Annotated in this window: 19 protein-coding genes and 1 other RNA gene; 8 read left to right on the top strand and 12 right to left on the bottom strand. The window is 73.5% G+C overall.

Annotation, left to right across the window (positions count from 1 at the left end):
- Nucleotides 1-71 precede the first annotated feature (71 nt).
- Entirely contained in the window at nt 72-2,981 is a 2,910-nt protein-coding gene (locus tag O7599_RS25990) for a glycoside hydrolase family 3 protein (protein ID WP_281618032.1), read from the top strand.
- Nucleotides 2,982-3,604: 623 nt separating this feature from the next.
- Nucleotides 3,605-6,469 (top strand): beta-galactosidase, encoded by a 2,865-nt coding sequence (locus O7599_RS25985; protein ID WP_281618031.1) that lies wholly within the window; start codon nt 3,605-3,607, stop codon nt 6,467-6,469.
- 61 nt (nt 6,470-6,530) lie between these two features.
- Here the strand turns inward: O7599_RS25985 and O7599_RS25980 are convergent, their stop codons facing one another.
- From O7599_RS25980 to O7599_RS25970, 3 genes are read right to left on the bottom strand one after another with little or no spacing between them, the layout of a single operon-like run.
- The gene (locus O7599_RS25980; protein ID WP_281618030.1) at nt 6,531-7,784 is read right to left on the bottom strand and encodes an extracellular solute-binding protein; all 1,254 of its coding nucleotides are present in this window, start codon (nt 7,782-7,784) and stop codon (nt 6,531-6,533) included.
- A gap of 8 nt (nt 7,785-7,792) precedes the next feature.
- On the bottom strand, nt 7,793-9,757 hold the full coding sequence (locus tag O7599_RS25975) for an ABC transporter permease subunit (protein ID WP_281618029.1): 1,965 nt from the start codon (nt 9,755-9,757) through the stop codon (nt 7,793-7,795).
- Nucleotides 9,754-11,124 (bottom strand): ROK family transcriptional regulator, encoded by a 1,371-nt coding sequence (locus tag O7599_RS25970; protein WP_281618028.1) that lies wholly within the window; start codon nt 11,122-11,124, stop codon nt 9,754-9,756. Before O7599_RS25970 ends, O7599_RS25975 begins: the two co-directional genes overlap by 4 nt.
- A 142-nt stretch (nt 11,125-11,266) precedes the next feature.
- On the opposite strand from O7599_RS25970, the gene O7599_RS25965 reads away from it, so the two are divergent.
- The gene (locus tag O7599_RS25965; RefSeq protein ID WP_281618027.1) at nt 11,267-12,919 is read left to right on the top strand and encodes a beta-N-acetylhexosaminidase; all 1,653 of its coding nucleotides are present in this window, start codon (nt 11,267-11,269) and stop codon (nt 12,917-12,919) included.
- A gap of 368 nt (nt 12,920-13,287) precedes the next feature.
- On the opposite strand, the gene O7599_RS25960 is transcribed toward O7599_RS25965, so the two are convergent.
- Complete coding sequence (locus O7599_RS25960) at nt 13,288-14,226, bottom strand: LysR family transcriptional regulator (protein ID WP_281618026.1); 939 nt, start codon at nt 14,224-14,226, stop codon at nt 13,288-13,290.
- Between the two features lie 190 nt (nt 14,227-14,416).
- On the opposite strand from O7599_RS25960, the gene O7599_RS25955 reads away from it, so the two are divergent.
- On the top strand, nt 14,417-15,562 hold the full coding sequence (locus O7599_RS25955) for an MFS transporter (protein ID WP_281623512.1): 1,146 nt from the start codon (nt 14,417-14,419) through the stop codon (nt 15,560-15,562).
- Nucleotides 15,563-15,611: 49 nt separating this feature from the next.
- Here the strand turns inward: O7599_RS25955 and O7599_RS25950 are convergent, their stop codons facing one another.
- Both O7599_RS25950 and O7599_RS25945 read right to left on the bottom strand, forming a co-directional pair.
- Nucleotides 15,612-16,937 carry an MFS transporter gene (locus tag O7599_RS25950; protein ID WP_281618025.1) on the bottom strand — a complete coding sequence of 442 codons (1,326 nt, stop codon included), beginning with the start codon at nt 16,935-16,937 and terminating at the stop codon, nt 15,612-15,614.
- Nucleotides 16,938-16,978: 41 nt separating this feature from the next.
- On the bottom strand, nt 16,979-17,239 hold the full coding sequence (locus O7599_RS25945; RefSeq protein WP_281618024.1) for a YciI family protein: 261 nt from the start codon (nt 17,237-17,239) through the stop codon (nt 16,979-16,981).
- Between the two features lie 23 nt (nt 17,240-17,262).
- On the opposite strand from O7599_RS25945, the gene O7599_RS25940 reads away from it, so the two are divergent.
- The 3 genes from O7599_RS25940 (at nt 17,263) to O7599_RS25930 (ending at nt 20,119) form a co-directional block, all read left to right on the top strand.
- On the top strand, nt 17,263-18,057 hold the full coding sequence (locus O7599_RS25940; protein WP_281618023.1) for a Crp/Fnr family transcriptional regulator: 795 nt from the start codon (nt 17,263-17,265) through the stop codon (nt 18,055-18,057).
- 111 nt (nt 18,058-18,168) lie between these two features.
- Nucleotides 18,169-19,317, top strand: coding sequence for a PP2C family protein-serine/threonine phosphatase (locus tag O7599_RS25935; RefSeq protein WP_281618022.1), 1,149 nt, complete (start codon nt 18,169-18,171; stop codon nt 19,315-19,317).
- A gap of 127 nt (nt 19,318-19,444) precedes the next feature.
- Entirely contained in the window at nt 19,445-20,119 is a 675-nt protein-coding gene (locus O7599_RS25930) for a hypothetical protein (RefSeq protein ID WP_281618021.1), read from the top strand.
- A 212-nt stretch (nt 20,120-20,331) separates the two neighbouring features.
- Here the strand turns inward: O7599_RS25930 and ssrA are convergent.
- The 5 genes from ssrA to ftsE all read right to left on the bottom strand — a co-directional run bounded on the left by ssrA (nt 20,332) and on the right by ftsE (nt 24,212).
- Nucleotides 20,332-20,701, bottom strand: a transfer-messenger RNA (tmRNA) gene (gene ssrA / locus O7599_RS25925).
- A 112-nt stretch (nt 20,702-20,813) separates the two neighbouring features.
- Complete coding sequence (gene smpB / locus O7599_RS25920; RefSeq protein ID WP_281618020.1) at nt 20,814-21,293, bottom strand: SsrA-binding protein SmpB; 480 nt, start codon at nt 21,291-21,293, stop codon at nt 20,814-20,816.
- Nucleotides 21,294-21,310: 17 nt separating this feature from the next.
- Entirely contained in the window at nt 21,311-22,426 is a 1,116-nt protein-coding gene (locus O7599_RS25915) for a S41 family peptidase (RefSeq protein WP_281623511.1), read from the bottom strand.
- Nucleotides 22,427-22,580: 154 nt separating this feature from the next.
- Entirely contained in the window at nt 22,581-23,492 is a 912-nt protein-coding gene (gene ftsX / locus O7599_RS25910) for a permease-like cell division protein FtsX (protein ID WP_281618019.1), read from the bottom strand.
- A 30-nt stretch (nt 23,493-23,522) separates the two neighbouring features.
- Nucleotides 23,523-24,212, bottom strand: coding sequence for a cell division ATP-binding protein FtsE (gene ftsE, locus O7599_RS25905; RefSeq protein WP_281618018.1), 690 nt, complete (start codon nt 24,210-24,212; stop codon nt 23,523-23,525).
- Nucleotides 24,213-24,426: 214 nt separating this feature from the next.
- Between ftsE and O7599_RS25900 the strand changes: the two genes are divergently transcribed.
- Entirely contained in the window at nt 24,427-24,624 is a 198-nt protein-coding gene (locus O7599_RS25900) for a hypothetical protein (RefSeq protein WP_281618017.1), read from the top strand.
- Between the two features lie 171 nt (nt 24,625-24,795).
- Here O7599_RS25900 and O7599_RS25895 read toward each other — a convergent pair whose 3' ends face one another.
- Nucleotides 24,796-25,602 (bottom strand): hypothetical protein, encoded by an 807-nt coding sequence (locus O7599_RS25895; RefSeq protein WP_281618016.1) that lies wholly within the window; start codon nt 25,600-25,602, stop codon nt 24,796-24,798.
- Nucleotides 25,603-25,760 lie beyond the last annotated feature (158 nt).

The raw sequence follows: 25,760 nt of genomic DNA, 5'->3' as shown, positions 1-25,760 counted from the left end.
CGCGCGCTACGGAACGGAGCAACTCATCTCGCAGTCGAAGCGATTCGACAAGATCAGAAGGAGTCGCACACGTGAAACGCAGAACAGTCCTCGCCGTCCCGCTGGCCGTCCCGCTCGTGACCACGCTCGCCGGAACCGCCCCGGCAGCCGCCGCGCCCCCGGCGACCGCCGCCAGGGTCCGCGCGCTGCTCGCCGAACTCACCCTGGACGAGAAGATCTCCCTGCTCCACCAGTGGCAACCCGCCATCCCCAGGCTCGGGATGAAGGCGTTCCGCACCGGCACGGAGGCCCTGCACGGCCTGGCCTGGCTCGGCCCCGCCACCGTCTTCCCGCAGGCCGTCGGCCTCGCGTCCACCTGGAACCCGGCGCTGATCCGCGAGGTCGGCGCCGCCGTCGGCGACGAGGTGCGCGGCCTCCAGCACGAACGCCCCGCCGGCTGGGGCCTGAACGTGTGGGCGCCGGTGGTGAACCTGCTGCGCGACCCGCGCTGGGGCCGCAACGAGGAGGGCTACTCCGAGGATCCGTACCTGACCGGCGTGATCTCCACGGCGTACGCGGGCGGGCTGAGCGGCGGCGACCCCGACAACCTCAAGACGGCACCCCTCGTCAAGCACTACCTGGCCAACAACAACGAGGTCCGCCGCGACCAGACCTCCTCGGACCTCCGCCCGCGGGTGCTCAGGGAGTACGAGGAGCCGGCCTACCGGGCGGCGATCTCCGCCGACGCGGCGTGCGGCGTCATGACCGCGTACAACCTCGTCAACGGCCGCCCCTGCACGGTCACCGACCTGAACGCCTCGGTACGCACCTGGACCGACCGCGCCCTGCTCAACGTCACCGACGCCTGGGCCCCCAACAACCTGCCGGCCACCGGCTCGCAGAAGTACTTCGACACCCTCGCCGAGGCCGACGCCGCCATCCTCAAGGCGGGGGTCGACAGCTTCACCACCGACGACACCGACGGCGGCCCGACCGCCGCCGCCGTCCGGGAGGCCCTGGCGCAGGGTCTGCTCACCGAGGCGGACGTGGACACCGCCGTACGGCACATCCTCGACATCCGCGCGCGCCTCGGCGACTTCACCGCGGACGGCGGCCCGTACGGGCACCTCGACAGGTCCGTCATCGACAGCCCCGCGCACCGCAGGCTCGCCCGCCGCACCGCCGCCGAGGCCGTCGTGCTGCTGAAGAACGACCGCGGCGCGCTGCCGCTCGACGCCCGCGCGCTGCGGAAGGTCGCGGTCGTCGGCCCGCTGGCCGACACCCTGTACACCGACTGGTACTCGGGCAGCCTGCCGTACGCGATCACGCCGCTGAAGGGCATCGCCGACCGGCTCGGCGCCGGCGCGGAGGTCACCACGAGCGAGGCCGTCGACCGCGTCGCGCTGAAGAACGCCGCGACCGGCCGCTACGTCACCGCCGGGGCCGGCGCGGAGGGCGCGGCGCTGGCCGAGAGCGCGACGGCGGCGGGCGAGACCGAGCAGTTCGACGTCTTCGGCTGGGGCGAGGGCATCGTCACGCTGCGGTCCGTCGCCAACGGCAAGGTCGTCGGCATGCGCGACCCGGACGGCGACGGGCCGGAGGGCTACCGGTTCTTCAACGACCAGGACCAGCCCAACGGCTGGTTCGTCTCGCAGTTGTTCCGGCCGGAGGAGCAGGACGACGGCACGGTGGTGCTCAGGTACGCGGGGTACGAGAACTGGCTCGGCGACGCCGTCTATCTCCGCGCCCGCGCCGAGGACGGCGGGCTCGTCCTCGGCCCCGCCGCCGAAGCCTCCCGCTACACCCTCGAAACGCTTCGAGACGGCATCGACGAGGCCGTGGCGGCGGCCCGGGCCGCGGACACCGCGATCGTCGTCGTCGGCTCGATGCCGTTCATCACCGCCCGGGAGACCGACGACCGCGAGGACATGGGCCTGGCCGCCCCCCAGTCCGCGCTGGTACGCGCCGTGCTGGCGGCCAACCCCAGGACCGTCGTCGTGGTCGAGAACAGCTACCCCACGACGCTGACCTGGGAGCAGGAGCACGTCCCGGCGCTGGTGTGGACGACCCACGCCGGCCAGGAGACGGGCCGCGCCCTCGCCGATGTGCTCTTCGGCGACGTGAACCCGGCGGGCCGGCTCACCCAGACCTGGTACCGCTCGACGGCCGATCTGCCGCCGATCCTGGAGTACGACAACATCAAGTACGACCGCACGTACCAGTACTTCACGGGCGACGTGCTCTACCCCTTCGGCCACGGCCTGTCGTACACCACGTTCCGCTACGGCCGCCCGCGGCTGCTGCGCGGCGCGGTCGCGGTGGCGGTCACCAACACCGGCCGGCGGGCGGGCGCGGAGGTCGTGCAGTTGTACACGCGGCAGCGCAGCTCGCGGGTGAAGCAGCCGCTGAAGAAGCTCCAGGCGTTCGCGAAGGTGTCGCTGCGGCCGGGCGAGACGCGCACGGTGACGCTGCCGCTGGAGCGCGACGCGCTGGCGCACTGGGACGTCACCCGGGAGCGCTGGGTGGTGGAGCGCAGCACGTACGAGGTGCTGGTCGGCGCCTCGTCCGGGGACATCAGGGGGCGGGCGGAGCTGGCCGTCGACGGCGAGACGGTGCCGCCGCGGGATCTGCGGCGGACGACCCGGGCGGAGAACTTCGACGACTACGCGGGCGTGCGGCTGGTCGACGAGTCGAAGCCGCGGGGCACGGCGGTGGGCGCGGAGTCGGCGGGCGCGTGGCTGCTGTTCGCGGACGCGGACCTGCGGGGCGGGGCGCGGCGGCTGGTGGCCCGGGTGGCGAAGGAGTCGCCGGGCGACGGCGCGCTGGAGGTCCGCCTGGGCGGCCCGGACGGCCGCCTGGCGGGCAGGGTGCCCGTGCCGAGCACGGGGTCGCGGTACACGTACACGGAGGTCACCGCGGCGCTGAAGGGGGCGTCCCGCCGCCAGGACGTGTACCTGGTCCTCTCCGAAGGGCTGCGCCTGTCCGAGTTCTCGCTGCGCTGAGCCTTCGGCCGCTGCCCGCGGGCCGCGGAGACCGAGCCGCGGAGCCGTGAGAGCGCGGGCTCGCGAAGCCGCGGGGTCGCGGGGTCGCGGGGTCGAGCCGCGGCATCGCGAGGCGCGACATCCCGGCATCACGAGGAGCGAGGCGCGCACGGAATCACGGCAGCGCGGCATCGCGGCACCGGGGGGGGACCGCGGCATCGCGGCACTGCGGCGGTGGGCGCCTCGGGCCGCGCAGCCACGACGACCGTCCGAGGCGTCGCCCCGGCCCTCCGGAGCCGCGGGGCGGCGTCCGGACGGCGGCGCGCAGCGCCCGCCGAACCACCCGCGCCTCGCGGCACTGCGGGACCGCGGCATCGCGGCGTCGCGTCCCGGCGGCGGTGGGCGCCTCGGGCCCGCAGCCACGACGACCGTCCGAGGCGTCGCCCAGGCCCTCCGGGGCCGCGGGGCGGCGTCCGGACGGCGGCGCGCAGCGCCCGCCGAACCACCCGCGCAACCGCCCCGCACAGCGCACCCGAGCCGGACACCCCCCAACCCACCCGGCCCCACCGGCCCCCGCCACACCCGGCCCGCCGCAGCCAGCACCCGGCGGGCGGCCGTTCGCCCTTCTCACGGAAGGAAGCGTCATGCACCCACTCGTCACCCGCCGCCACGCGCGGCCGCGCCGCGCGCTCGCGGCGCTGCTCGCGCTCGCCGCGGCGGCCTGCCTCGGGCTGGTCTCCGGCGCCCCGGCGCCGGAACGCGCGCCGGAGGCACGGCCGCAGCCCGTCGCCCGCGCGGACGCGCGCACCGCTCACACCGTCTCCTACGACCGCCACTCGCTGATCGTCGACGGCGAGCGCGTCCTGCTCCAGGGCGCCGAGTTCCACTACTTCCGGCTGCCGTCGCCGGACACCTGGCGGGACGTCCTGGAGAAGTACAAGGCCGCCGGGTTCAACACCGTGTCCCTGTACTTCCACTGGGGCTACCACTCCCCCAAGCGCGGCGTCTACGACTTCTCCGGCGTCCGCGACGTCGACCGGCTGCTCGACGTCGTCGAGGACGTCGGGCTGTACGCCGTCGTCCGGCCCGGTCCGTACATCAACGCCGAGACCAGCGGCGGCGGGCTGCCCGCGTGGCTGAAGACCGTCGAGGGGCGGGCCCGGTCGTCGGACGCCGGGTACACCGCCGCGTACCGGGAGTGGCTGACCGAGATCAACCGGATCATCGTGCCGCACCAGGTCACCCGCGGCGGCCCGGTCGTCCTCTACAACGTCGAGAACGAGTACGCGCAGAACACCGACGCGCAGTACATGCAGGACCTCCAGGACCTCGCGCACGCGCAGGGCGTGGACGTGCCCGTCACGCACAACCAGTGCTGCCAGGCGTCCTGGACGCCGCACTGGGCGGAGGGCCTGGGCGCCGTCGACATCCCCGGTCTGGACGACTACCCGCAGTCCTTCGAGTGCCAGAACGCAGACACCGTCTGGGGCCCGTGGGGCGACGGCATCACGCGGCGGCTCAAGGCCGACGCGCCCGTGTACGCCGCCGAGTACCAGGGCGGGGCGATCGATCTCAACAACGCCGGGTACGAGGCGTGCCGGAAGCTCACCGGCCCCGCCTACATGAAGTACTTCTACAAGTCCAACCTGATCAGGAGCGGCGCCACCCTCTTCAGCTACTACATGGGCTTCGGCGGCACCAACTGGGGCTACCTGGCGCAGCCGAACGACGTCTACACCTCGTACGACTACGGCGCGATGATCACCGAGGACCGGCAGTTGACGGAGAAGTACGACGAGTTCAAGCTGCAGTCGCACTTCCTGCGGGCGGCGGCCGGGCAACTGGCGAAGACGGACGAGGCGGCGGCACCGGCGTCCGACAACCCGGCGCTGGAGACCGCCGCCCGCGTCAACCCCGACACCGGCGCCCGCTTCACCCTCCTCCGCCACGCCGACCCGCCCGCCACCACCGACGACTCCGCCGTCCTCGACTACGGCGACGGACGGACGCTGCCGGTGCGCCTCGACGGCCGGGACGCCAAGGTGCTCCTCTCCGACTACGCCTTCGGCGGGCAGCGGCTCGCGCTCTCCAGCTCCGAGCTGATGACGCACACGAGCGCCGGCGGCCGGGACGTCGCGCTGCTGTACGGGCGCGAGGGCGAGGCCGGGCGGACGGTGCTGGAGTACGGGTCCCGCCCCGGGGTCGAGGTGCTCGACGGCGCCGCGGACGTCTCGTACGCCCGCGAAGGAGACGCGCTGACGCTCGACTACGTCCACGAAGACCTGACCCGGGTGCGGATCACCGGCGGCGGCCGGCCGCCGCTGCTGCTCCTGCTCGGCACCGACGCCACCGCGGCGGAGTTCTGGCAGGACGCGGAGAGCGGGCTGCTGGTACGCGGCACGGCGCTGCTCCGCGACGGGGCGGTCCGCGGCGGCACGGCGCTGCTGCGGGCGGACACCGAACGGGCCGGGGAGGTCGAGGTGTTCACCGGCGCCGGGCGGCTGGCGGTGAACGGCGACCGGGTGCCCGTACGGCGGACCGCGAGCGGTTCGCTGCTCGGCTCGCTGCCCGGGCCGCGGGCGGTCGAGCCGCCGGAGCTGACCGGCTGGCGGGCGGCGGCGGAGGCGCCGGAGGCGCGGCCGGACTTCGACGACTCCCGCTGGCGGGCGGCGGACCGGACGCTGCACGCCGACGACCACGGTTTCCACCACGGCAGCCTGTGGTACCGCGGGCGGTTCACCGCCACCGGCGCCGAGACCGGGCTGAAGCTGAACGCGATCACCGGCCGCCGCGGGATCTACCAGGTGTGGGCCGACGGCCGCTACCTCGGCTCGGCGCAGGGCGGCGTTCAGGCGGACTCCGACCCGCCGGTCAACGAGGACCCGGGGCCGGGCGCGTTCACGCTGCCGGACACCGCCCCGGGCGAGGAGGTCGTCGTCGCCGTCCTCGTGCAGAACATGGGCCACAACGACGACTGGATCGCCGACGACACCCGCTTCAAGCAGCCGCGCGGCCTGGTCCGGGCGGAGCTGCCCGGCTCGGCCGCGGACATCGCCTGGCGGATCCAGGGGACCCGCGGCGGCGAGGACCTCGCCGACACCGAGCGCGGCCCGTTCAACAACGGCGGCCTGTACGGCGAGCGGCACGGCTGGCACCTGCCGCAGGCTCCCGCGTCCGGTGACTGGCGCCGGTCCCGGCCGGACGTCGAGGGCGGCACCGTGACCTGGTACCGCACGTCGTTCCGGCTCGGCCTGCCGCACGGCCAGGACACCGCCCTCGCCCTGCGGTTCGGCGAGCCGCCCGCCGGGCACCGGCTGCTGATGTACGTCAACGGCTGGAACGTCGGCCAGTACGGCGCCGGCATCGGCCCGCAGCGGGACTTCACCCTCCCCGCGGGGCTGCTCCGCGACGACGGGCGCAACACCGTGGCGCTCGCCGTGGTCGCCGAGGACGACTCGGCGGTGCGGCTGCCGTCCCTGGTGGTGAAGGGCAACCACCGCACCGGCTGATCGGTGTGGTGGTCCGCGGCGGGCGGGAGGACGGCCGCCCGCCGCGGACGTGTCGGGGCCGTCAGCCGCCGGAGACGGCGATCGACTGGAACTCGCGGAGCACCTTCCGCGGCGCCGTGTTCTGGCTGACGGCCTTGCCCAGGTCGTTGCCCATCACCCCGAGCAGTTCGGCCCAGACCGGCCGCGTGGTGGGGTCGAACCGGGCCCGGCCCGTCATCCCCACGTACCGCCCGACCCGCCGGTCGTCTTCGAGCACGTCGACGGCCGACCGGGTCGTGGGCAGCAGGCCCTCGGTCTTCAGGTACGGCACGTAGTTCCCGGGCCGGTAGAAGAAGCTGAGGAAGTCGCGGACCAGCTCGCGGTTGCCGGACTTCCTGAACGCCATCAGGTAGTCCTGGATCCCGTGCGCGACGGGCTCGGCGCCGTGGGCGACCGGGTGCACGGCCAGCCCGTAGTCGACGTCGCCCTTCTCGATCAGGTCCAGGAACGCCCGTGCGCCGAAGGCGCCGTAGACCATCGCCGCCTTGCCCTGGGCGAACAGCGGCCAGGTGCCGTCGGGGCGGTTGGTCTGGCCGGGGTTGGGCTGGGTGTAGCCGCGCTTGCCGAGGTCCTGGAGGAAGCCAAGCGTTTCGACGTTGCGATCGCTGTCGATGGCCCACCTGCCGTTCGCGGTCCAGCCGCCGCCGTGGGCGCGGGCCCAGGTGCCGAACTCGTAGTGCCCGGACTCGATGCCGAGGGCCAGCCCGTACGGGACGTACGCGCCGGGCAGCGCCTTGATCCGGTCGACGGCGTCGAGGAACTGGTCGCGGGTGGCCGGCGGCCCGTCGAAGCCGGCCTCGCGGAGGATCGCCTTGTTGTAGTACATGCCGTTGACGGTGGCGAGGAACGGCAGCGCGTACTGCCGGCCGCGGAAGGAGGCGTTGTCGGCGAAGGCGGGCAGGAAGTCGGCGCGGACCTCGGGGGTGAGGACGTCCTCGGCGGGGTGTAGCAGGTCGGCGTCGGCGTAGTCGGCGAAGAGGTTGAGGTTGGCGATGTCGGGCAACTGGCCCGTCTGCACCATGGTGTTGATCTGGGTCTGCAGGTTGCCCCAGTCGATGATCTGCAGCTTGACGCTCTTGCCGGGGTGCAGGGCCTCGAACTTCGCGACGAGCCTGCGCCAGTACGGCTGCGTGCCGTCGGTGTACTGCGCGATGACGACCTTGATGGCGTTCGGGTCGCCGGCCTGGATCGGCCGCCCGCAGGCCGCCAGCGCGGCGAGCGCCGACGCGGAGGCGAGCGCGCCGCCGGCGCGCAGGACGGCCCTTCTGCCGGGCATGGGGTGGCTCATTTCGTGCTGCCCTTCGTCAGGCCGCTCACCAGGTACCGCTCGATGAGCGCGAACAGGATCACCGCGGGCACGATCGCCATCAGGGAGGCGGCGAAGAGGTACTGGTAGTTCGTCTCGTACAGGCCCACGAACTGCTGGACGCCGACGGTGAGCGGCACCCGGTTCTCGGTGGGCTCGTTGAAGACGGTCAGCGAGATGACGAACTCGTTCCAGACCTGGATGAACGTGAAGATGGTGACGGTGATGAGCGCGGGGGCCGCGAGCGGCAGCGCCATCCGCACCATGATCCGGAAGCGGCCGAGCCCGTCGAGCATCGCCGCCTCGTCGATCTCCAGGGGTATGGAGGCGAACTGGGTGTGCAGGATCCAGATGGCGAAGGCGATGTTGAAGGCGCAGTTGACGGCGATGATGAACCAGTAGCTGTGGATCCCGCCGGTGAACACCGCCTCCCGGTACAGGCCGATGAGCAGCGCCACGGCGGGGAACATCTGGGACACCAGCACGAGCCCGAGGAACGCGCCCCGGCCGCGGAAGTGGGTGCGCGCCAGGATGAAGGCGGCGGGCGCGGCGATCAGCAGCACCACGGCCGTCGAGACCAGCGCCACGATCAGGCTGACCCTGAAGTAGCTCGCCAGCGGGATCTTGTCCCACACGTCGGCGTAGTTGGACCAGGCCCACTCGTCCGGCAGGTAGTCGGCGGGCACCTGGAACAGCTCGGCGTCGGTCTTCAGCGAGCCGAGGAACATCGCGACGTACGGCGCGAGGAAGAACAGCGCGACGCAGAGCCCCGCGAGCGGCAGCCCGACGTGCCGCACCCGCCGCCACCCGGCGGCCAGCGGCCCGGTCACCGGACGTACGCCGCGGGCGACGGCGGCCGAGGCGAGCCGCGCGCGGCGGCCGAGCGCCTCGGCGGCCTCGCCGCCCGGGCGCGGCCCGGCGGACGCGGCGCTCTCGCGGCCCTTGAGCAGCCGGATGAGTACGGCGATGAGGATGCTGATCGCGATCACGTTGAGCACGCCGAGGGCGGCGGCCTCGCCGGTGTCGAGCCGGCCGGTGAAGGCGATCTTGTACATGAAGGTGACGGAGGTGTCGGCGTGGTTGCCGGCCGTCTTGCCCATGATCACCCAGATGAGGGCGAAGGCGTTGAAGACGTGCAGCATGTTGAGCACGAGCGCGACCGTCAGCGAGGGCCGCAGCATCGGCAGCGTCACCCGCCGCCAGGTGGTCCACGGCCCGGCGCCGTCGATCTTCGCCGCCTCCGTCAGCTCGCCGGGGATGGTCTGGAGGCCGGAGAGCAGGACGTACGCCGTGAAGGGGACCGAGGTGACGATCCCGACCGCCATGAGGGAGTAGAAGGCGATGTCCGGGTCCTTGTACCAGTCGACCGGCGAGTCGAGGATCCGCAGATCCATCAGCAGCCGGTTGAGCAGGCCGTTCCCGCCCTCGTAGATGAAGCGCCAGACGGTCGCGGTCATCACCAGGGACGTCGCCCAGGGCACGATCAGCGCGAGCCGGACGAGGCGGCGGCCGAAGAAGTCCTTGGCGAGGAACTGCGCGAGCGCGAGGGAGAGGAGGACCGTGAGGCCCACGACGACCACGACCCACAGGAGGGTGTTGCCGACGACGCCGGGGAGCTCGTCCTCGGCGAAGAGGTTGCGGTAGTTCTCCAGCCCGGCGAAGCCGTCGGTCAGGCCGATGCGGTTGATCTCGACGAAGGACATCCCGACCATGTAGACCGCCGGGAAGACGATCACGGCCGCGATGAGCAGGGTGCTGGGCGCCAGCCAGCGGACGGGGACGGTCCGCCGCCACAGAGTGCGCAGCGGGCCGGCGGGCGGCGGGGCGGTACCGGCGCGGAGGGCCGGGGACGTCGGCGGGGCGCCGCCTTCGTTCCGTACGGGATGGGCGGTCGGACGGCCGGTCGGATGGCCGGTCGCCTCGGTGCGGGGCGTCGACGTCAACGGGCACCTCCTGCTGCTCGGTCAGGTCCCGGGGTGCCCTGGCCGCCCGGATCGCGCCGCTGGGCCCGCACGCCCGGGTGGCGCGGGGCGCCCGGGTGGCCTGGGGTTTCTGCCGCCGGCTCGGCGCGCTGGGCGCTGCCGGGGGCGAGGGGGGCGCCTTCGGAGAGGGCCGCGCCGGGGGCGCGCTCGCCGCCGCCGGGGCCGAGGTCGTGGAGCGGGACGATCTGCCCGGCGGCACCGCCGAACAGTTCCCCGTCCAGATGGGCCACGGCCCGCCCGATCGCGCCGACGGCGACGCACTCCTCGTCAAGCGCGGAGGCGCGCAGCTCCGGCACCCGCAGGCACACGTCCTCCAGCCGGCGCCGCAGCCGCGGCAGCAGCACGTCGGCGGCGCGCGAGAAGGCGCCGCCGAGGACGACCAGTTCGGGGTCGAGGGTCATGACCATCGCCGACGTGCCCAGCGCCAGGTCGTCGCAGTACCGCTCCACGGCCGCCACCGCGACGGGGTCGCCGCCGCGGGCGGCGGCGAAGGTGTGCCGGGCGGCGTCGCTCTTGGGCACGCCCGGGGGGACGGCCGGGCAGTCGTGGAGGTACGAGGCGGCGGTGACCCAGTGCGTCACGGGGTGCATGCCGACCTCGCCGGCGACGCCGCCGAACCCGCGGTGCACCTGCCCCCCGACGACCAGCGCGGCGCCGGTGCGCCGGCCGGCGTGCAGGAACACGGCGTCGTCGACGCCTTTGGCCACGCCCCACTGGCGCTCGGCGAGTGCGGCGAGACGGGAGTCGTTGTCGATCTGCACGGCGCAGGGGAAGAGCGCGCCGATGCGGTCGGCGAGGTCGACGCCGGTCCAGTTCGCGACGCCGGCGCAGTACTGCACGGTCCCGGCGCGGTCCACGACGCCGGTGGTGCCCGCGCCGACGGCCCACAGGTCCGTACGCCGCAGCCCGACGGCGGCCAGGCAGTCGGCGACGGCCCGGTCGGCGGCGGCGATGCGGTCGTCGACGGGGGTCGCGGGGTCGACGGTGCGGTGGGTCTGGACGTGGACGGTGCCGTCGAGGTCGGCGATGGCGGCGCGCACGCTGTGCACGCCGATGTCGATGCCGGCCACGTGCCCGGCGTCGGCACGGAACCGGTACCGCCGCGCGGGCCGGCCGACGGTGCCCGGCGCGGGCCCCATCTCCTCGACCCAGCCCAGCCCGACGAGTTGGCCGACGACGTCCTTGGTGGACGGCCGCGACAGGCCGGTGCGCTCGGCCACGGCGGTGAGGGTGAGCGGCTCGGCGCCGCGCAGGACGTCCACGACCGCGAGCGAGTTCAGGTGCCGCAGCCGGGACAGGTCCCCGCCCAGCTCCGCTGCCGATGCCATTGCGTGACGCCCCTCCCGAGCCCACGGGTCGTCCGTCGACCAGCCGCGAACGACTAACGATGGACTCCTTTACATATTTACGATGGAGCCCTTTATATGGAGTGGCGAAGCTGATCGTCAACCCGTCGAACGGAGACCGACCTTGATCATCCCCACGCCGTCGCGCAGCTCCCCCCGCCCCGGTTCGTACGCCCTGGGCCCGGACACCCCGCTGCACGTCGCCGATCCGGCGCTCGCCCCGGTCGCCCGCGTCCTGCGCGAACAGCTCCTGCCGGGCACGGGGTGCACCCTGCCGCCGGGGCGGGGCGGGATAGAGCTGACGCTGGACGAGGAACTGACCGCTGGGGACGGGGGCGGGGGCGTGGACGGGGACGTGGGCGTGGGCGCAGGGGCCGAGGCGTACCGCCTGACGGTCAGCCCGGACGGCATCCGCATCGCCGCCGGCGGCCCGGCCGGCGCCTTCTACGGCGTGCAGACGCTGCGCCAGCTCCTGCCGCCGCACACCCTGCGCCGTACCGCGCTCGACGAGGGCCCGTGGGACGTCGGCTGCGTCGAGATCGAGGACCGGCCGCGGTTCGCGTGGCGGGGCGTCCTGCTGGACGTGGCCAGGCACTTCTTCACCAAGAGGGACGTGCTGCGCGTGCTGGACCAGATGGCCCTGCACAAGCTGAACGTGCTCCACTTCCACCTCACCGACGACCAGGGCTGGCGCCTGGAGATCAAGCGCTACCCGCGGCTGACGGAGATCGGCTCCTGGCGCACCGAGTCGAAGCCCGGCTGGAACGAGACGGGCGACGGCCGGCCGCACGGCGGCTACTACACGCACGACGACATCCGCGAGATCGTCGCGTACGCGGCGGCGAGGCACATCCTGGTCGTCCCGGAGGTCGACGTGCCGGGGCACACACAGGCCGCCATCGCGGCGTACCCCGAACTGGGCAACACCGGGGAGCGGTTGGAGGTGGAGACCGGCTGGGGTGTGAAGTCGAACATCCTCAACGTCTCCGACGGGACGCTGGACTTCGTACGGCACGTCTTCGACGAGGTGATCGAGCTGTTCCCCAGCCCGATCATCTGCGTCGGCGGCGACGAGTGCCCGAAGGACCAGTGGAAGGCGAGCCCGGCGGCGCAGGCGCGGATGGCGGAGCTGGGGCTGCGCAACGAGGACGAGCTGCAGAGCTGGTTCATCCGCCGGGTGTCGGACCATCTGGAGGCGCGCGGACGGCAGTTGCTCGGCTGGGACGAGATCCTGGAGGGCGGCCTGCCGCCCGCCGCGACGATCGTGTCGTGGCGCGACAACCACGGCGCGGTCCGGGCGGCCCGCGACGGCCACCAGGTGATCACCAGCCCGGCCCGCCAGGTCTACCTCGACTACCGCGCCTCGGACGCCCCGGAAGAACCGGTCCCGGTGGGCACAGTGCTTCCGGTGGAGGAGGTCTACGCCTTCGAACCGGTCCCGGAGGAACTGCGGGGCACGCCGGCGGCGGACCTGGTCATCGGCGCGCAGTGCGGCCTGTGGACGGAGGCGATCGACAACGTCCGGGCCCTGGACTACCAGGCGTTCCCGCGGATGAGCGCGTTCGCGGAGACGGTGTGGTGCGCACCGGAACGGGACGAGGCGGGCTTCGCGCGCCGGTTGACGCACCACTTGGGCCGGCTGGAGGCGCTGGGGGTGGAGTACCGGCGTCCGGAGGGGCCCCGGCCGTGGGAGCGGCGACCGGGGGTGCGGGGGAGGCCGGTGACGATGGAGGAGTACTTGGCGGAGGTGGAGGCGGACACGAGGAACATCAGGTAGGGGCGGGGGCGGGGCGCCGCCGGGCGGCTGCCGGGCGGCTTGGGGGGCGCGCGGCGCAGACGGGCCGCGTGGGGGGCGCGCGGCAGGCGGGCCGCCTGAGGGCCGGGGGCGCCGCTGCCGGGCGGCTTGGGGGCGCGCGGCGCAGGCGGGTCGCGCGGGGGCCGGGGGCGCCGCGCCGGCCGCCTGGGGGGCGCGCGGCGCAGCCGCCGCCGCGGGGCCATCCGGGGCGTGGGGAGGGGTGGGTCACCCGGGGCGGGTCCGGGGCAGGTCGCCGGAGGGGGCCCGCGAGGGCCGGCGGGAGACCCGGCGAGGGGGGACCCGCGAGGAGACCCCGCGAGGGGGACGGGGGTGGGCGCGGACGTCCCCCCTCAGCCACCCACCGCCCCCCTCACCGCCTCCGCGAACGCCCGGGTTCGCGCGTTCTCCCCGTCCCCCCGCCACACCAGCCCCAGCGCCGAGTCCCGCAGCCCCCTCACCGGCACGTACACCACATCCCCCCGCGGGTGGTGCTCCGCCGTCGGGCGGCACAGCAGCATCACCCCCCGGTTCGCCGCCACCAGCGACAAGCCCTCCTGCAGCGTGCCCACCGCCGGCCCCCGCGGGACCGGCGTGCCCGACGGGGTGTGCGTCGGGGCCTGGGCCTCGCGCCAGTAGGGCGGGGCCGGTGCGGTCACGCCGATCAGCGGGGTCGTGGCCAGGTCCTCGGCCCGCAACTCCGCACGGGCGGCGAAGGGGTGGCGGCGGGAGGCGGCCACGTACTGCGGCTGGACGGAGAACACCGGGCCCAGCACCAGCGTCGGCTCCGCCATCGGCAGCAGCACCACCGCCGTGTCCACCTCGTCGCGCTGCAGCGCCCCGAAGGGATCGCAGAGCGGGAGTTCGGTGATCCGGGTGGTGCACCCCGGGTGCCGGTCCTCGAACTCCGCGACCACGTCCATGAATCCGTACCCCACCACCCCCTGAAACCCGATGCGCAGCGGCCCGCCGATCCCCAGCGCCGCCGCCCGGGCGTCGTCGACCGCCGCCCGCACCGCCGCGTACGCCGGGCGGAGGTCGGCGAGGAAGTCCTCGCCGAGCGGGGTGAGCCGGACCCGGCGGCTGGTGCGGTCCACCAGGCGCGCGCCGACGCGGTGTTCCAGCGCGCGGATGAGCTGACTGACCCGGCCCTGGGATACATAAAGTCGTTCGCCGGTACGTCCGAAGTGCAGCTCCTCCGCGAGGATCAGGAAGCACTCCAGCTCGCGGATCTCCACCCTGCCCGAGGCCGCCTGACCACCGCCGCTTGCCCCCTCGCCCGTGATCGCCATGCGCGTACGCCCCCGCCGTTTGATTAGTCCACCTCATAGAAGCATGAACACTTCACGCTTGTTCCCCTCCCTCCCGCCCGGCTTGGCTGAGGCCATGGCAAAAGTCGACGAGCTGTCCGCACCCACCGCCGCGCACGCCCCCTCCCCCACCGCCGCGCCGCCGCCCTCCCCCACCGGCGGGTGGGCCGCCGTGGCGACCGTGGCGGCCGGCACCTTCACCGTGGTCACGTCCGAGATGCTGCCGGTCGGTCTGCTCACACCCCTCAGCGGTTCGCTGTACGTCAGCGAAGGTACGGCCGGACTGACGCTCACCGTCACCGGCCTGATCGCCGCCTTCTCCGCCCCGCTCGTCACCGCCGCGGTCGGCCGGCTCGACCGGCGCCTCGTCCTCTGCTCCCTGATGGCGCTCCTGGCCGCCGCCAGCGCGCTCGCCGCCTGGTCGCCGGACTTCGCGGTCATGATGGCGGCCCGCGTGCTCGTCGGCGTCGCGCTCGGGGGCGTGTGGTCCCTCGCCGGCGGGCTGGGGGTGCGGCTGGTGCCGTCCCGGTCCGTCGGGGCGGCGACCTCCCTGATCTTCAGCGGCGTCGCCGTCGCCTCGGTCGTCGGCGTACCTGCCGGTGCGTACGTCGGTGAACTCCTCGGCTGGCGCGCCGCGTTCCTCGCCGTCGGCGGGCTGGCGCTGCTCGTGACCGCGGCCATGGCCGTGCTGCTGCCGCCGCTGCCCGCCGAGGAGGCGGTCGCGCTCGGCGGGGTGCTGCGGCTGGTCGGCAACGCCCGGGTGGCCACCGGGCTCGCCGTGGTGTTCCTGCTGGTGACGGGCCACTTCGCCGCATACACCTATGTACGCCCCATCCTGGAGGACCTCGCGGGCGTCGGGGCGTCGCTGATCGGCGCCCTCCTCCTGGCGTACGGAATCGCCGGTATCGCCGGCAACTTCGCCGCCGGCGCCCGCGTGGGCCGGCGGCTGCGCGGCACCGTGCTGGTGATCGGCGGCACGCTCGCCGCCGCCATGCTGCTCGTGCCGCCGGCCGGGCTGTCGGTGGCGGGTGCGGCGGTCCTGTTGGTCGTGTGGGGGCTGGCCTACGGCGGTGTGTCGGTGAGTACGCAGACCTGGCTGGGCCTTGCCGCGCCGCGGGCCCGGGAGGGCGCGACGTCGCTGTTCGTGGCCGTGTTCAACGGGGCCATCGCCCTGGGGGCGTTCACGGGCGGCCGGATGGTGGACGGGTTCGGCACGCGGTCGGTGCTGTGGCTGGGCGGTGCGCTGGCGCTGGGCGCGCTCGCAGTGACCCTGCTCGGGCGCGTACCCGCGCCGCACACCGGGGCCGCCGCCCCGTGACACCCGCGGTCCCCGCCCCCCGTCCCGCGTGCCGGACTCTCGCCCGGAGTCAGGGCGAGTCGCCGGCGGCGTCTCCGGCCGCGGCGCCGGCCCCCTTCCCGCCTCCGGCCCCGCCCGCCTCTCCCCCCGCGGCCCCCGCCGCCACCGGCCGCGCCCCCCGCGACGCCAGCCACACCCCCGCGCCCACCACCGCCACCCCCACCGTCGCCGCCCCCGACCCCGCCAGCACCGCCCGCGGCCCGACCGCCGCGACCAGCGGCCCCCCGAGCGCCGCCCCGACCGGCGTCGACGTGAGCAGCACCGCGCCGCGCGCCGCGAGCACCGTGGTCAGCCACCCCTCGGGGGTGCGGTTCTGGAAGAGGGTGAACGACAGCGCCGGGTACGGGCCGTACACCGCGCCGCCCAGCGCGAAGCAGGCCATCGCACCCGCGGTCCCGGCCCCGAGCCCGTACGGCAGCAGCAGCGTCGCACCCCAGCCCGCGACGATGCCGAGCGTCACCGGCCACAGCGGCAGCCGCCGCAGCGCGCCGACGGTCAGCCCGCCGACGACCGCGCCGACGCCGAAGGCGGTCCAGAACAGGCCGAGGAGCCCGGCGTCGCCGTCGAGCTCCCCGGTGACGTACAGCGGAAGGGCGACCTCGACGGGGCCGTAGAGGGCGAAGAACAGCCAGGTGAGGATGAGGATCGCGAGCAGTTCACGCTGCCTGGCCAGCAGCCGCAGCCCGCGACCGGCGGGGGGCTTGCGGGGCGCCTCCGGGGACTCCTCGGCGCCGGGCCCCAGCCGCGCCGTCTGCACGGCGAGCAGCAGGTACGTCAGCGCGTCCAGGCCGACGATCCACGCCGGGCTGACGGCCGTGGCGAGGAACCCGGCCACGGCCGGGCCGGCGACGATGCTCGTGGACATGCTCGCGCCGAGAAGGGCGTTGGCGGCCAGTCGGTGCTGCTCCGGCAGCAGCTCGCCGACCAGCGTGAACTTCCCCGCGTTGCCCCACGCGGTCAGCACCGACGAGCAGCCGAGCAGCACGACGTACGTCACGGGATCCAGGACTCCGACGCCCCAGGCCAGCGGCACGCAGCCCAACAGGGTGCCGCGCAGCGCGCAGTTGGCCATGAGCAGCCGGCGCGCGGGCAGCTTCCGCAGCCACCGCCCGAGCAGCAGCACGCCCGCCGCCCCGGGCAGCGCGTACGCGGCGAGCGCGGCCCCGACGAGCAGGCCCTCGCTGCCGTCCGGGGCGATGACGATCGCCAGCCACGCCACCGCGACCATGCTCATGCCGCCGCCGAAGTCCGAGGCCACGAAGGCGGGCAGCAGCCGGCGCAGCCGCGGGTGCGCGAGCACGGGCCGGTAGGCGCGCGGGACGAGGGGACGGGTCACGCCGACAGCGTGCCGGGTGAACCGCGGTCGAGGTCAAGAGGTCAAGGGCCGACGACGGGGGTCCACTCGCGGACGCCGACGACCTCGACGCCGGGGGTGCGGTAGTAGGGGTCGTCGGCCATGATCGCGTCGAGCCGGTCGCGGGTCGTGTCGAAGACGAGCAGGGCCCCGGAGTCGTCGGCCCAGGGGCCGGCGGCGAGGAGGGTCTTGTCGCGGTGGAGGCGGTGGAGCCGGTCACGGTGGGCGGGCCGGGCGTCGAGACGGGCGGGGGTGGCGGCGAAGCGCAGTTCGAGTACGAGCATGGGGCGACGGTACGGTCGGGGGTGTGAGGGGATCTGTATCGCCCGATACACGCAACGGCACGCCGCCGGAGGCGGACACGACCCCGCCGACACCGGCCGCCGGCACGCCCGGCGGGCAGCCCGCGGACCCGGACGCCGCGCCCGAGGCACCGGCCGCCCTCCACGCCGTCCCGCTGCTCCGCGGCCTCCCCCCGGCCCGGCTGCACGCGCTCTGGCAGCGCTCCGTCCCGCGCCGGTACGCCGCCGGCGAGGTGCTGCGCGCGGCCGGCGAGCCGGCCGGGCACCTGCTGCTCCTCCTCGACGGCCGGGTCGCCGCCACCGTCGTGTCCGCGGCCGGGCGGGTCGTACGGGTCGGGGCCTGGGCGGGGCCGTGTGCGCTGGACAAGGTCGCGGTGATCGACGACCGCGGCCACACCGCGACGCTCACCGCCGTCACCCCCTGCACCGTACGCAGCCTGCCCCGGGCCGACTTCCTCGCGCTCGTCGACGACGCCACCGCCGTACGCGCCCACGTCCTGCGGACCCTCGCCGCCCAGGCCCGCGACCAGCAGACCCGCTTCACCGCGACGGCGACCCTCCCCGCGTCCGCCCGGCTCGCGGCCTGGCTGCTGGCGGAAGCCGCGCGGCTCCGCTCCTCCCGCGTCCCCCTCCCCGGCGGCCAGCAGCCCCTGGCCGACCACCTCGGGGTCACCCGCGTCACGCTCAACCGCGCGCTGTCGGGACTCCGCCGCGACGGCCTGCTGACGTACGCCCGCGGCGAGGTGGAGATCCTCGCCCCGGAGACCCTGGCGCTACGGGCCGCGCCGGAACACCACTGAGAGCACTGCCCCGCCCCGATCGGGTCGCACGGTCGCGTCGCCTCCCCTACCGTGACCTAGTCTCGAATAATCAGGACATAAGGACTAAACCAACCGAAGGACGCCCTCGCCATGCGACTCCCGCCGCACCGCGGCCACCGCCGCGATGTCGGAGGCGCCGAGGCCCACGCACCACCCGGCGCGTCCCGGATCCCCCGCGTCCTGTTCCCCGTGCTGATCATCGTGGTCGCGGTGATCATCGACCTCTCCACCCCCGCCTCGACCCGGACCGCGCCGCTGCTGGTCGCCGCGCCCGTGGTGGCCGCGGCGACCATCTCCGTCCTGGCCACCGCCGCGGTCGCCCTCGTCGCGGTCGGGCTGACGGTGGCGACGCACCTGTACCACGACCTCTGGGGTGACCTCAGCGCGGACATGGCCCTCGCGTCGGCCGCCGCCGTGGGCCTGGCGAGCATCGCCGCCGCCGTCATCCGGAGAAAGCGCGAGAGAGAGCTGAAGCAGGTCCGGTCGGTGGCCGCGGCCGCGCAGCTCGCGCTGCTGCGCCCGCCGCCGCCCCGCATCGGCCGGCTCGCGCTGCGCAGCGTCTACCTCGCCGCCGAGGCGGAGGCGCAGATCGGCGGGGATCTGTACGAGGCGCTGCACACCCCGTTCGGCGCGCGGGTGCTCATCGGCGACGTACGGGGCAAGGGGCTGCCCGCCGTCGGCGTGTCCGCCGTGCTGACCGGGTGTTTCCGCGAGGCCGCGCACCGTGAGCCGACGATCGGGGAGGTCGCCGGGCGCATGGAGGAGACGGCGCAGCGGGAGATCGACCGCGACGACCCGTCGGAGGCCTTCAGCGAGCGTTTCACCACCGCTCTGCTGGTGGAGATCCCGCCGGACGAGCCCGTCGCCCGCATCGTGCACCTGGGCCACCCCGAGCCGCTGCTGATCGGCGGCGGCCAGGTGACCAGCCACCCGCCCGCCCGGCCCGGCCTCCCGATCGGGCTCGGCGGGCTCGTCGGCACGCTGCCGGTCCCCCAGACCATCGCCTTCCGCCCGGGCGAGCGGCTGCTGCTCTACACCGACGGGTTCATCGAGGCCCGCGACGAGCACGGCGTGTACTTCCCCCTCGCCGGCAGCGCCGCCCGCCACGCCGCCGTCGACCTGGACGGCCTCGTCGCGGCCCTGCGCGCCGACCTGCTCCGGCACACCCGCCGGCAGTTGTCCGACGACGCGGCGCTCCTCGTCATCGAGCGCCTCCCCGACACCCCTCCCCCGCTCTGACCCGGCACCTTGCCCCGTCCGAAAGCGATCGGTCCCCGTGCCCACACCATTGCCCGGGCCGAGAACTACTTGCATAGTGAACGCGCCCCAGACAGACGGTCCACCTCCCCACGCCCCGGAGACCTCGATGTCCGGCGACGAGTCCGTCGCTCCCGTGCTCGCCGCGGCCTACGACGCTCACGACGCCGCCGGAGTCGTCGCCGCGCTCGGCGAGCTGGCCGGGCGGCTGGACCTCGCGCGCCTTCCCGCCCTGTGGCACCCGCTGGGCTTCTTCCGGCTCGAAGTGGCCAGAGACCATGCGGGCCGGGGGTACTTCCTGCACTGCTGGCCGCGCGGCGAACGGCGCCCGCACGAACCGGCCCTGGCCGTGCACCGGCACGCGTACGCGCTCGAAAGCCTCGTCATCGACGGAGAGTTACGGAACCGCCGGTTCGACAGCGCGACCACCGCACCGTCGTCCCTGCGGGGCCCGCTGTACCGGGCGGAGCGGGCGGGCCGGCAGTCTGCGCTCAAACGAACGGAGAACGTCGCGGAGTTGGACGAGCTTGAGGACCTGTCGCTGGGTCCCGGCTGCTTCTACGGGGTGTCTCCGGAGGAGTTCCACGAGAGCAGGGTGGACGTGTCGAGGTTCTGCGTCACGCTGGCGAGGATGTCGCGGAGGGTACGCCCCAACCCTCACGTACTCGGCGACTTCGCCTCCCCACCGGTCCTCCTGTACCGCCACACCCCGGTGGCGCAGAGCTTGCTGATCCAGTTGGCGGATCACCTGCGCGCCCTTGACGACGCCGGTCCACCCCGGTGACGGGGGTGCGGGTGGCGGAGCCCCCGCTTCGCGCGGCGCAGCCGTGCAGAAACGACGAAGGCGACGCGGCCTGCGCTTTCGCAGGCACACGTCGCCTCTCCTGCTCATGGGGGTGCGGGTGGCGGAGCCCCCGCCTCGCGCGGCGCAGCCGCGCAGAAACGACGAAGGCGACGCGGCCCACGCTTTCCGTGGGCATACGTCGCCTCTCGCCTTCGTGGAGATGGCGGGAATCGAACCCGCGTCCAACGGTGCAGGGACAGGACTTCTCCGAGCGCAGTCCGCTACGTTTTTCTCGGCCCCGGAGATCACGCGGACAAGTCTCCGACGGGCTCAGTCACTGTGATGTGTCCTGCTACACCCCGTGACCGGGTCTAGCAGTGGAGTTCCCTAGCTGATGCCAGGATCCGGGTCGGGAACACCCCCGGGCTGACACTTCGCAAGTCGCTACTTAGGCAGCGAGGGCGAAGGAATCGCGCTTGGTGTTGGCGATTATTTGTTTCGGCCTGTGGTTAACGAGATCATGGCCGCTTCCTCGGCTCGCTTCTCCTGTTCCGACAGCCGCTGTCGAAACCGATCATCCCCATGTGGTGTTTTCAAGGTGCGCAGCCCGCGAGGAGCCGCTGCTGCCATGGTAGAGGAAGAACGCCGCGGCATGCCACCACATTCCCCCGCCGTACGGGCCCGTCCGCGCAGGTCAGCCGCGGAACCTGCGGCGGGCCGCGGAGATCGCCTTCTGCGCCTCGCGGTTGTCCTGCTTCTCGCGCAGCGCCTGCCGCTTGTCGTACTCCCGCTTGCCGCGCGCCAGCGCGATCTCCACCTTGGCCCGGCCGTCCTTGAAGTACAGCGCCAGCGGCACGATCGTCAGCCCGGTCTCCTGCGTCTTGCCGATCAGCTTGTCGATCTCGGCGCGGTGCAGCAGGAGCTTGCGCTTGCGGCGCGCGGTGTGGTTCGTCCACGTACCCTGCGAGTACTCCGGGATGTGCACGTTGTGCAGGTAGATCTCGCCGCCGTCGAGGTGCGCGAAGCCGTCGGCGAGCGAGGCCCGCCCCTGGCGGAGCGACTTGACCTCGGTACCGGTCAGCACGAGCCCCGCCTCGTACGTGTCGAGGATGAGGTAGTCGTGCCGCGCCTTCTTGTTCTGCGCGATCAGCTTGCGACCCGTGTCTTTACCCATAGCCGGGCCATTGTCGCCTAAACGCCGCCACCGAGGCCACTCAAAACCGTCCGGGCCTCCGCCTCGGCGTCCCGGTCGCCCGTGACGGCCAGGTCGAGGTCCGGGGTGACGCCGACGCCCTCCAGGCTGCGCCCGGCCGGGGTGCGGTACTCGCCGACCGTCAGCTCGGCGACGGAGCCGTCCGGCAGGGCCCTCGGCATCTGCACCGAGCCCTTGCCGAAGGTGCGGGTGCCGACGACGACGGCGCGGCCGCGGTCCTGCAGCGCCCCGGCCAGCAGCTCGGCACTGCTCATCGTGCCGCCGTCGACGAGGACGACCAGCGGCGTCTCGGTGTTGCCGCCCGGCTTCGCGTACAGCGCCTGCTGGCCGCTCTCCAGGTCGTACGTCGCCACCACCCCGTCGTCGAGGAAGCCCGACGCCGCCTCGACGGCCTCCACGACGAGGCCGCCGGAGTTGCCCCGCAGGTCGAGGATGAGGCCGTCGCTGCCGCGGGCCCCGGCCGCGGCCCGGCGTACCTCGGCGCCGCTGCCGCGGGTGAAGCTCTCCACCCGGATCACGTGGGCCGTGGCCCCGTCGTCCGCTGGCCTGTGCTGCCGTACGGTCACGGACTCGGCCTTCAGCTCCACCCGGCGCACGGGCCGCGCCCAACGCCGCTCGCCGCGCTGCAGCGCGAGCACCACCGTGCTTCCGCGCGCCCCCTCGCCCAGCTCGTCGCCGCGCAGCAGCGCGACGACCTCGGTGACGGGCCGGCCCGCGACCGGCGTGCCGTCGACGGCGCGGAGCCGGTCGCCGGTCCGGATGCCGGCCTCGGCGGCCGGGCTGTCCGCGCCCACCTGGGCGATCTCCATCCGGCCGGCCCCGTCGGTCTTGATCCACAGCCCGACGCCGACGTACTTGCCCGCCAGCATCCGCTGCAGCGACTCGTACTCGCGCGCGCTGTACGCCGTCGACCAGCGGTCTCCGCTGCGGCTGACCAGCTCGCCCGCGGAGTGGGCGGTGCCGCCCTCGCCGGCGCGCGGCTCGTAGACCCGCTCCCCGGCGACGTGGCCGGTGAGCACCTTGGGCGGGCGTTCCGCCTCGCCGGGCCAGGACCCGGTGGCGGCTCCGGTGGCCAGGACGCTGACGAAGACCAACGTCAGACCGGCCCCGCGGCGGAAGGCGCTGCGGGGCTTCTCATCGTCAGACGGGCCCGACATGTCGCTGAGTGTAGGACAGCAACGGGTGCCGTATGGGGAGTTGACGCCCGCCACGGCGCGTACGTGGCCTACGCCACACCCACCCTGATTGTCAGACCTTGAGGTACTTGCGCAAGGCGAAGAAGGCGGCGATGCCCGGCATGAGCAGGCCGATCGCGACGACGAGCGGCAGCACCCGGATCACTTCGTCCCACCCGATGAAGTTGATCAACAGGATCTTGTCAGCGAGCCAGTTGTCGATGAGGAAGTGCTTGCCGCCGACGAGCAGCACCGCCGCGAAGCTCGCGCCGATCAGCCCGGCGACGGCGGCCTCGACGATGAACGGCAACTGGATGTAGACGCTGGACGCGCCCACCAGCCGCATGATCCCGGTCTCCCGGCGCCTGCTGAACGCCGACACCCGTACGGTGTTGACGATCAGCATGATCGCCACGACGAGCATCAGCGCCATCACGCCGATGGCCGCGTACGTCATGCCGTTGAGCAGGTTGAACAGGCTCTCCAGCACGTTGCGCTGGTCCTGTACCTCCTGGACGCCCGGTCTGTCGGCGAAGGCGCTGGTGATGACCTCGTACCGCTCGGGGTCCGACAGCTTGACGCGGAAGGACTCCTGCATCTGGTCCGGCGTGAGGGAGGAGGCCAGCGGGGAGTCGCCGAACTGCTCCTTGTAGTGCTTGTACGCCTCTTCGCTGGACTCGTACTGCACGCTCTCGACGATGTCCAGGGCGTTCAGGTCGTCCTGGATCTCCTTCTTCTGCTCCGCCGTGACCGCACCCTTCTCGCAGTTGGGCGAGGTTTCGGCGTCCACTTCGTTGCAGAAGAAGATGGAGACGTTGACCTTGTCGTACCAGTAGCCCTTCATGGTGTCGACCTGCTTGCCCATGAGCCAGGAGGCCCCGAACAGGGCCAGCGACAGGGCCACGGAGACGATCACCGCGAAGGTCATCGTCAGGTTGCGGCGGAGACCGACACCGATCTCCGAGAAGACGAACTGGGCGCGCATGCCCGTCCTTTCAGCTCCGGGGGCAGCAGCTCAGTGCTGGTATCCGTACACACCGCGCGACTGGTCGCGTACCAGCCGCCCCAACTCGAGTTCGATGACGCGCCGGCGCATCTGGTCGACGATCTGCTGATCATGGGTGGCCATGATCACTGTGGTACCGGTCCTGTTGATGCGGTCGAGCAGCTTCATGATGCCGACCGAGGTCTGCGGGTCGAGGTTGCCCGTCGGCTCGTCCGCGATGAGGAGCATGGGCCGGTTGACGAACGCCCGCGCGACGGCGACGCGCTGCTGCTCACCGCCGGAGAGCTCGCCGGGCATCCGGTCGCCCTTGCCCGCCAGGCCCACGAGGTCGAGCACCTCGGGGACGGTCTTGCGGATCTGGCCGCGGGGCTTGCCGATCACTTCGAGGGCGAACGCGACGTTCTCCGCGACGGTCTTGTTCGGCAGCAGCCGGAAGTCCTGGAAGACCGTGCCCAACTGGCGCCGCATCTGCGGCACCTTCCAGTTGGACAGCCGGGCGAGATCCTTGCCGAGCACGTGCACCTGGCCGTGCGTGGTCCGCTCCTCGCGCAGGATGAGCCGCAGGAACGTGGACTTGCCGGAGCCGGAGGACCCCACGAGGAACACGAACTCGCCGCGCTCGATCTCCAGCGAGACGTCCTGGAGCGCGGGGCGGTTCTGCTTGGGGTACAGCTTGGTGACGTTGTCGAATCGGATCACGCTGGGCTCCCTGTCGCGGTCGCAGGTGACCTTACGCGAAGGCGGAGGGGGCGCGCAGTCGCCGTGGGCGGTTGGTGCGTTTCGTCACGGACAAACCGTCCCGGGCGCCTGCGGGGATCCGGGGACGCGCGCCGATTCGCTCCGGACCTGGCACAGTGGTAGATGGAGGAGTGGGTTCAGGGGGCATGGAGAGCGAAGCGGGAGGAGGGAGCACATGACACGCGACTGGCTGGTCTGCGCGAGCTGTGCGGGACCCGTGAGCGAGGGCCGCTGTTCCGTCTGCCGGGCGAGCAGGGAGCGCATGCGCCAGGAGAACGGCTGGCGCGGCGTGACGCCGACCACGGTGTGGATACTGCTGGCGCTGCTGGCGGCCGTGGCGGCGGTGCTGTTCCTGCAGCAGCGGACGGCGTAGCCGCGACGCGGCGGGGGCGCGAGCGTACGACGCTCGCGAACGGAGCCGCGAATGTGATCGACATCACATTTCCTTGATCGAACGCGTGCCGAAGCGCTGTGCGGCACGCGGAAGGGCCCGGAGCGCATCGCTCCGGGCCCTTCGTGTCGCCTGTACGGCCTGCGCCGCGGGTCAGGCAGCCGTCTCGTTGCGGGTCATCAGCCGCGGCAGCAGCCGGAAGCCGACGCCGCCGGCGATGATGCTGGCCGCACCCACGAGCAGGTACGTGGTGCCGCTGGAGCCGGTCTCGGCGAGCTCGTCCTGCGGCTCGCTGTCGCCGGCCGGCGAGGGCTCGCTGCCGCCGGAGGTCGACTCGGCCTCGCAGATCACGCTGTCGCCGTCCAGCTCGCAGTCGCTGTCGCCGCCGGTGCCGCCGGTGGTCTGCTGACCGCCGGTGGTCTGCTGACCGCCGTCGTCGCCGGAGCCACCGTCGTCGGCACCGCCGTCGGTGGTGGTCCCGCCGTCGTCGGTGGTCCCGCCGTCGTCGGTCGTGCCGCCGTCGTCGGTCGTGCCGCCGTCGTCCGTGGTCCCGCCGTCGTCCGTGGTCCCGCCGTCGTCGGTCGTGCCGCCGTCGTCGGTCGTGCCACCGTCGTCCGTGGTCCCGCCGTCATCGGTGGTCCCGCCGTCATCGGTGGTGCCACCATCGTCGGTCGTGCCACCGTCATCGGTGGTCCCGCCGTCGTCAGTCGTGCCACCGTCGTCCGTGGTCCCGCCGTCATCGACGCCGCCGGGGCCAACGGTGTCGCCGCCGGTGTCGGTGGCGCCGATACCGGCCACACCGGCGATCGCGTTGACCTCAAGGCCGGAGCCCTGGCGACCGCTGTCGCCACCGTCGTCGCCGGTGGCCTGCGCGGCACCGGCGGCGGCAAGGGAAGCCCCGCCGGCGATCAGCGCGCTGGCGGCGACACGCGCCACCCGTACACGCACTTTGTTCGTCATTGCTGCTACCCCCAGTAGCCGTACTCGTCAGTGGGCTGGCGTCGGTACGGGGCCTGTTCGCGGCGGGTATACCCCCCTGAGTCACACGAACCCCACACACCTACAAAGCTCGGCGGCAAGCCTGTCGGGTAATCGGTGGAGCGTCAAGCGAGTTGAGA

It is taken from the genome of Streptomyces sp. WMMC500, assembly GCF_027497195.1.
In the GTDB taxonomy this organism is placed as follows: Bacteria; Actinomycetota; Actinomycetes; order Streptomycetales; family Streptomycetaceae; genus Streptomyces.
The sequence above is the reverse complement of the archived record's forward strand: the minus strand, read 5'-3'. Positions and strand labels throughout refer to the sequence as shown.

Excerpts from the sequence above, each read along its gene's own strand:
- O7599_RS25985 (WP_281618031.1), top strand. The coding sequence starts at position 3,605 with ATGCACCCACTCGTCACCCGCCGCCACGCGCGGCCGCGCCGCGCGCTC.
- O7599_RS25980 (WP_281618030.1), bottom strand. The coding sequence starts at position 7,784 with ATGCCCGGCAGAAGGGCCGTCCTGCGCGCCGGCGGCGCGCTCGCCTCC.
- O7599_RS25970 (WP_281618028.1), bottom strand. The coding sequence starts at position 11,124 with ATGGCATCGGCAGCGGAGCTGGGCGGGGACCTGTCCCGGCTGCGGCAC.
- O7599_RS25960 (WP_281618026.1), bottom strand. The coding sequence starts at position 14,226 with ATGGCGATCACGGGCGAGGGGGCAAGCGGCGGTGGTCAGGCGGCCTCG.
- O7599_RS25945 (WP_281618024.1), bottom strand. The coding sequence starts at position 17,239 with ATGCTCGTACTCGAACTGCGCTTCGCCGCCACCCCCGCCCGTCTCGAC.
- O7599_RS25935 (WP_281618022.1), top strand. The coding sequence starts at position 18,169 with ATGCGACTCCCGCCGCACCGCGGCCACCGCCGCGATGTCGGAGGCGCC.
- O7599_RS25930 (WP_281618021.1), top strand. The coding sequence starts at position 19,445 with ATGTCCGGCGACGAGTCCGTCGCTCCCGTGCTCGCCGCGGCCTACGAC.
- smpB (WP_281618020.1), bottom strand. The coding sequence starts at position 21,293 with ATGGGTAAAGACACGGGTCGCAAGCTGATCGCGCAGAACAAGAAGGCG.
- ftsX (WP_281618019.1), bottom strand. The coding sequence starts at position 23,492 with ATGCGCGCCCAGTTCGTCTTCTCGGAGATCGGTGTCGGTCTCCGCCGC.
- O7599_RS25900 (WP_281618017.1), top strand. The coding sequence starts at position 24,427 with ATGACACGCGACTGGCTGGTCTGCGCGAGCTGTGCGGGACCCGTGAGC.
- O7599_RS25895 (WP_281618016.1), bottom strand. The coding sequence starts at position 25,602 with ATGACGAACAAAGTGCGTGTACGGGTGGCGCGTGTCGCCGCCAGCGCG.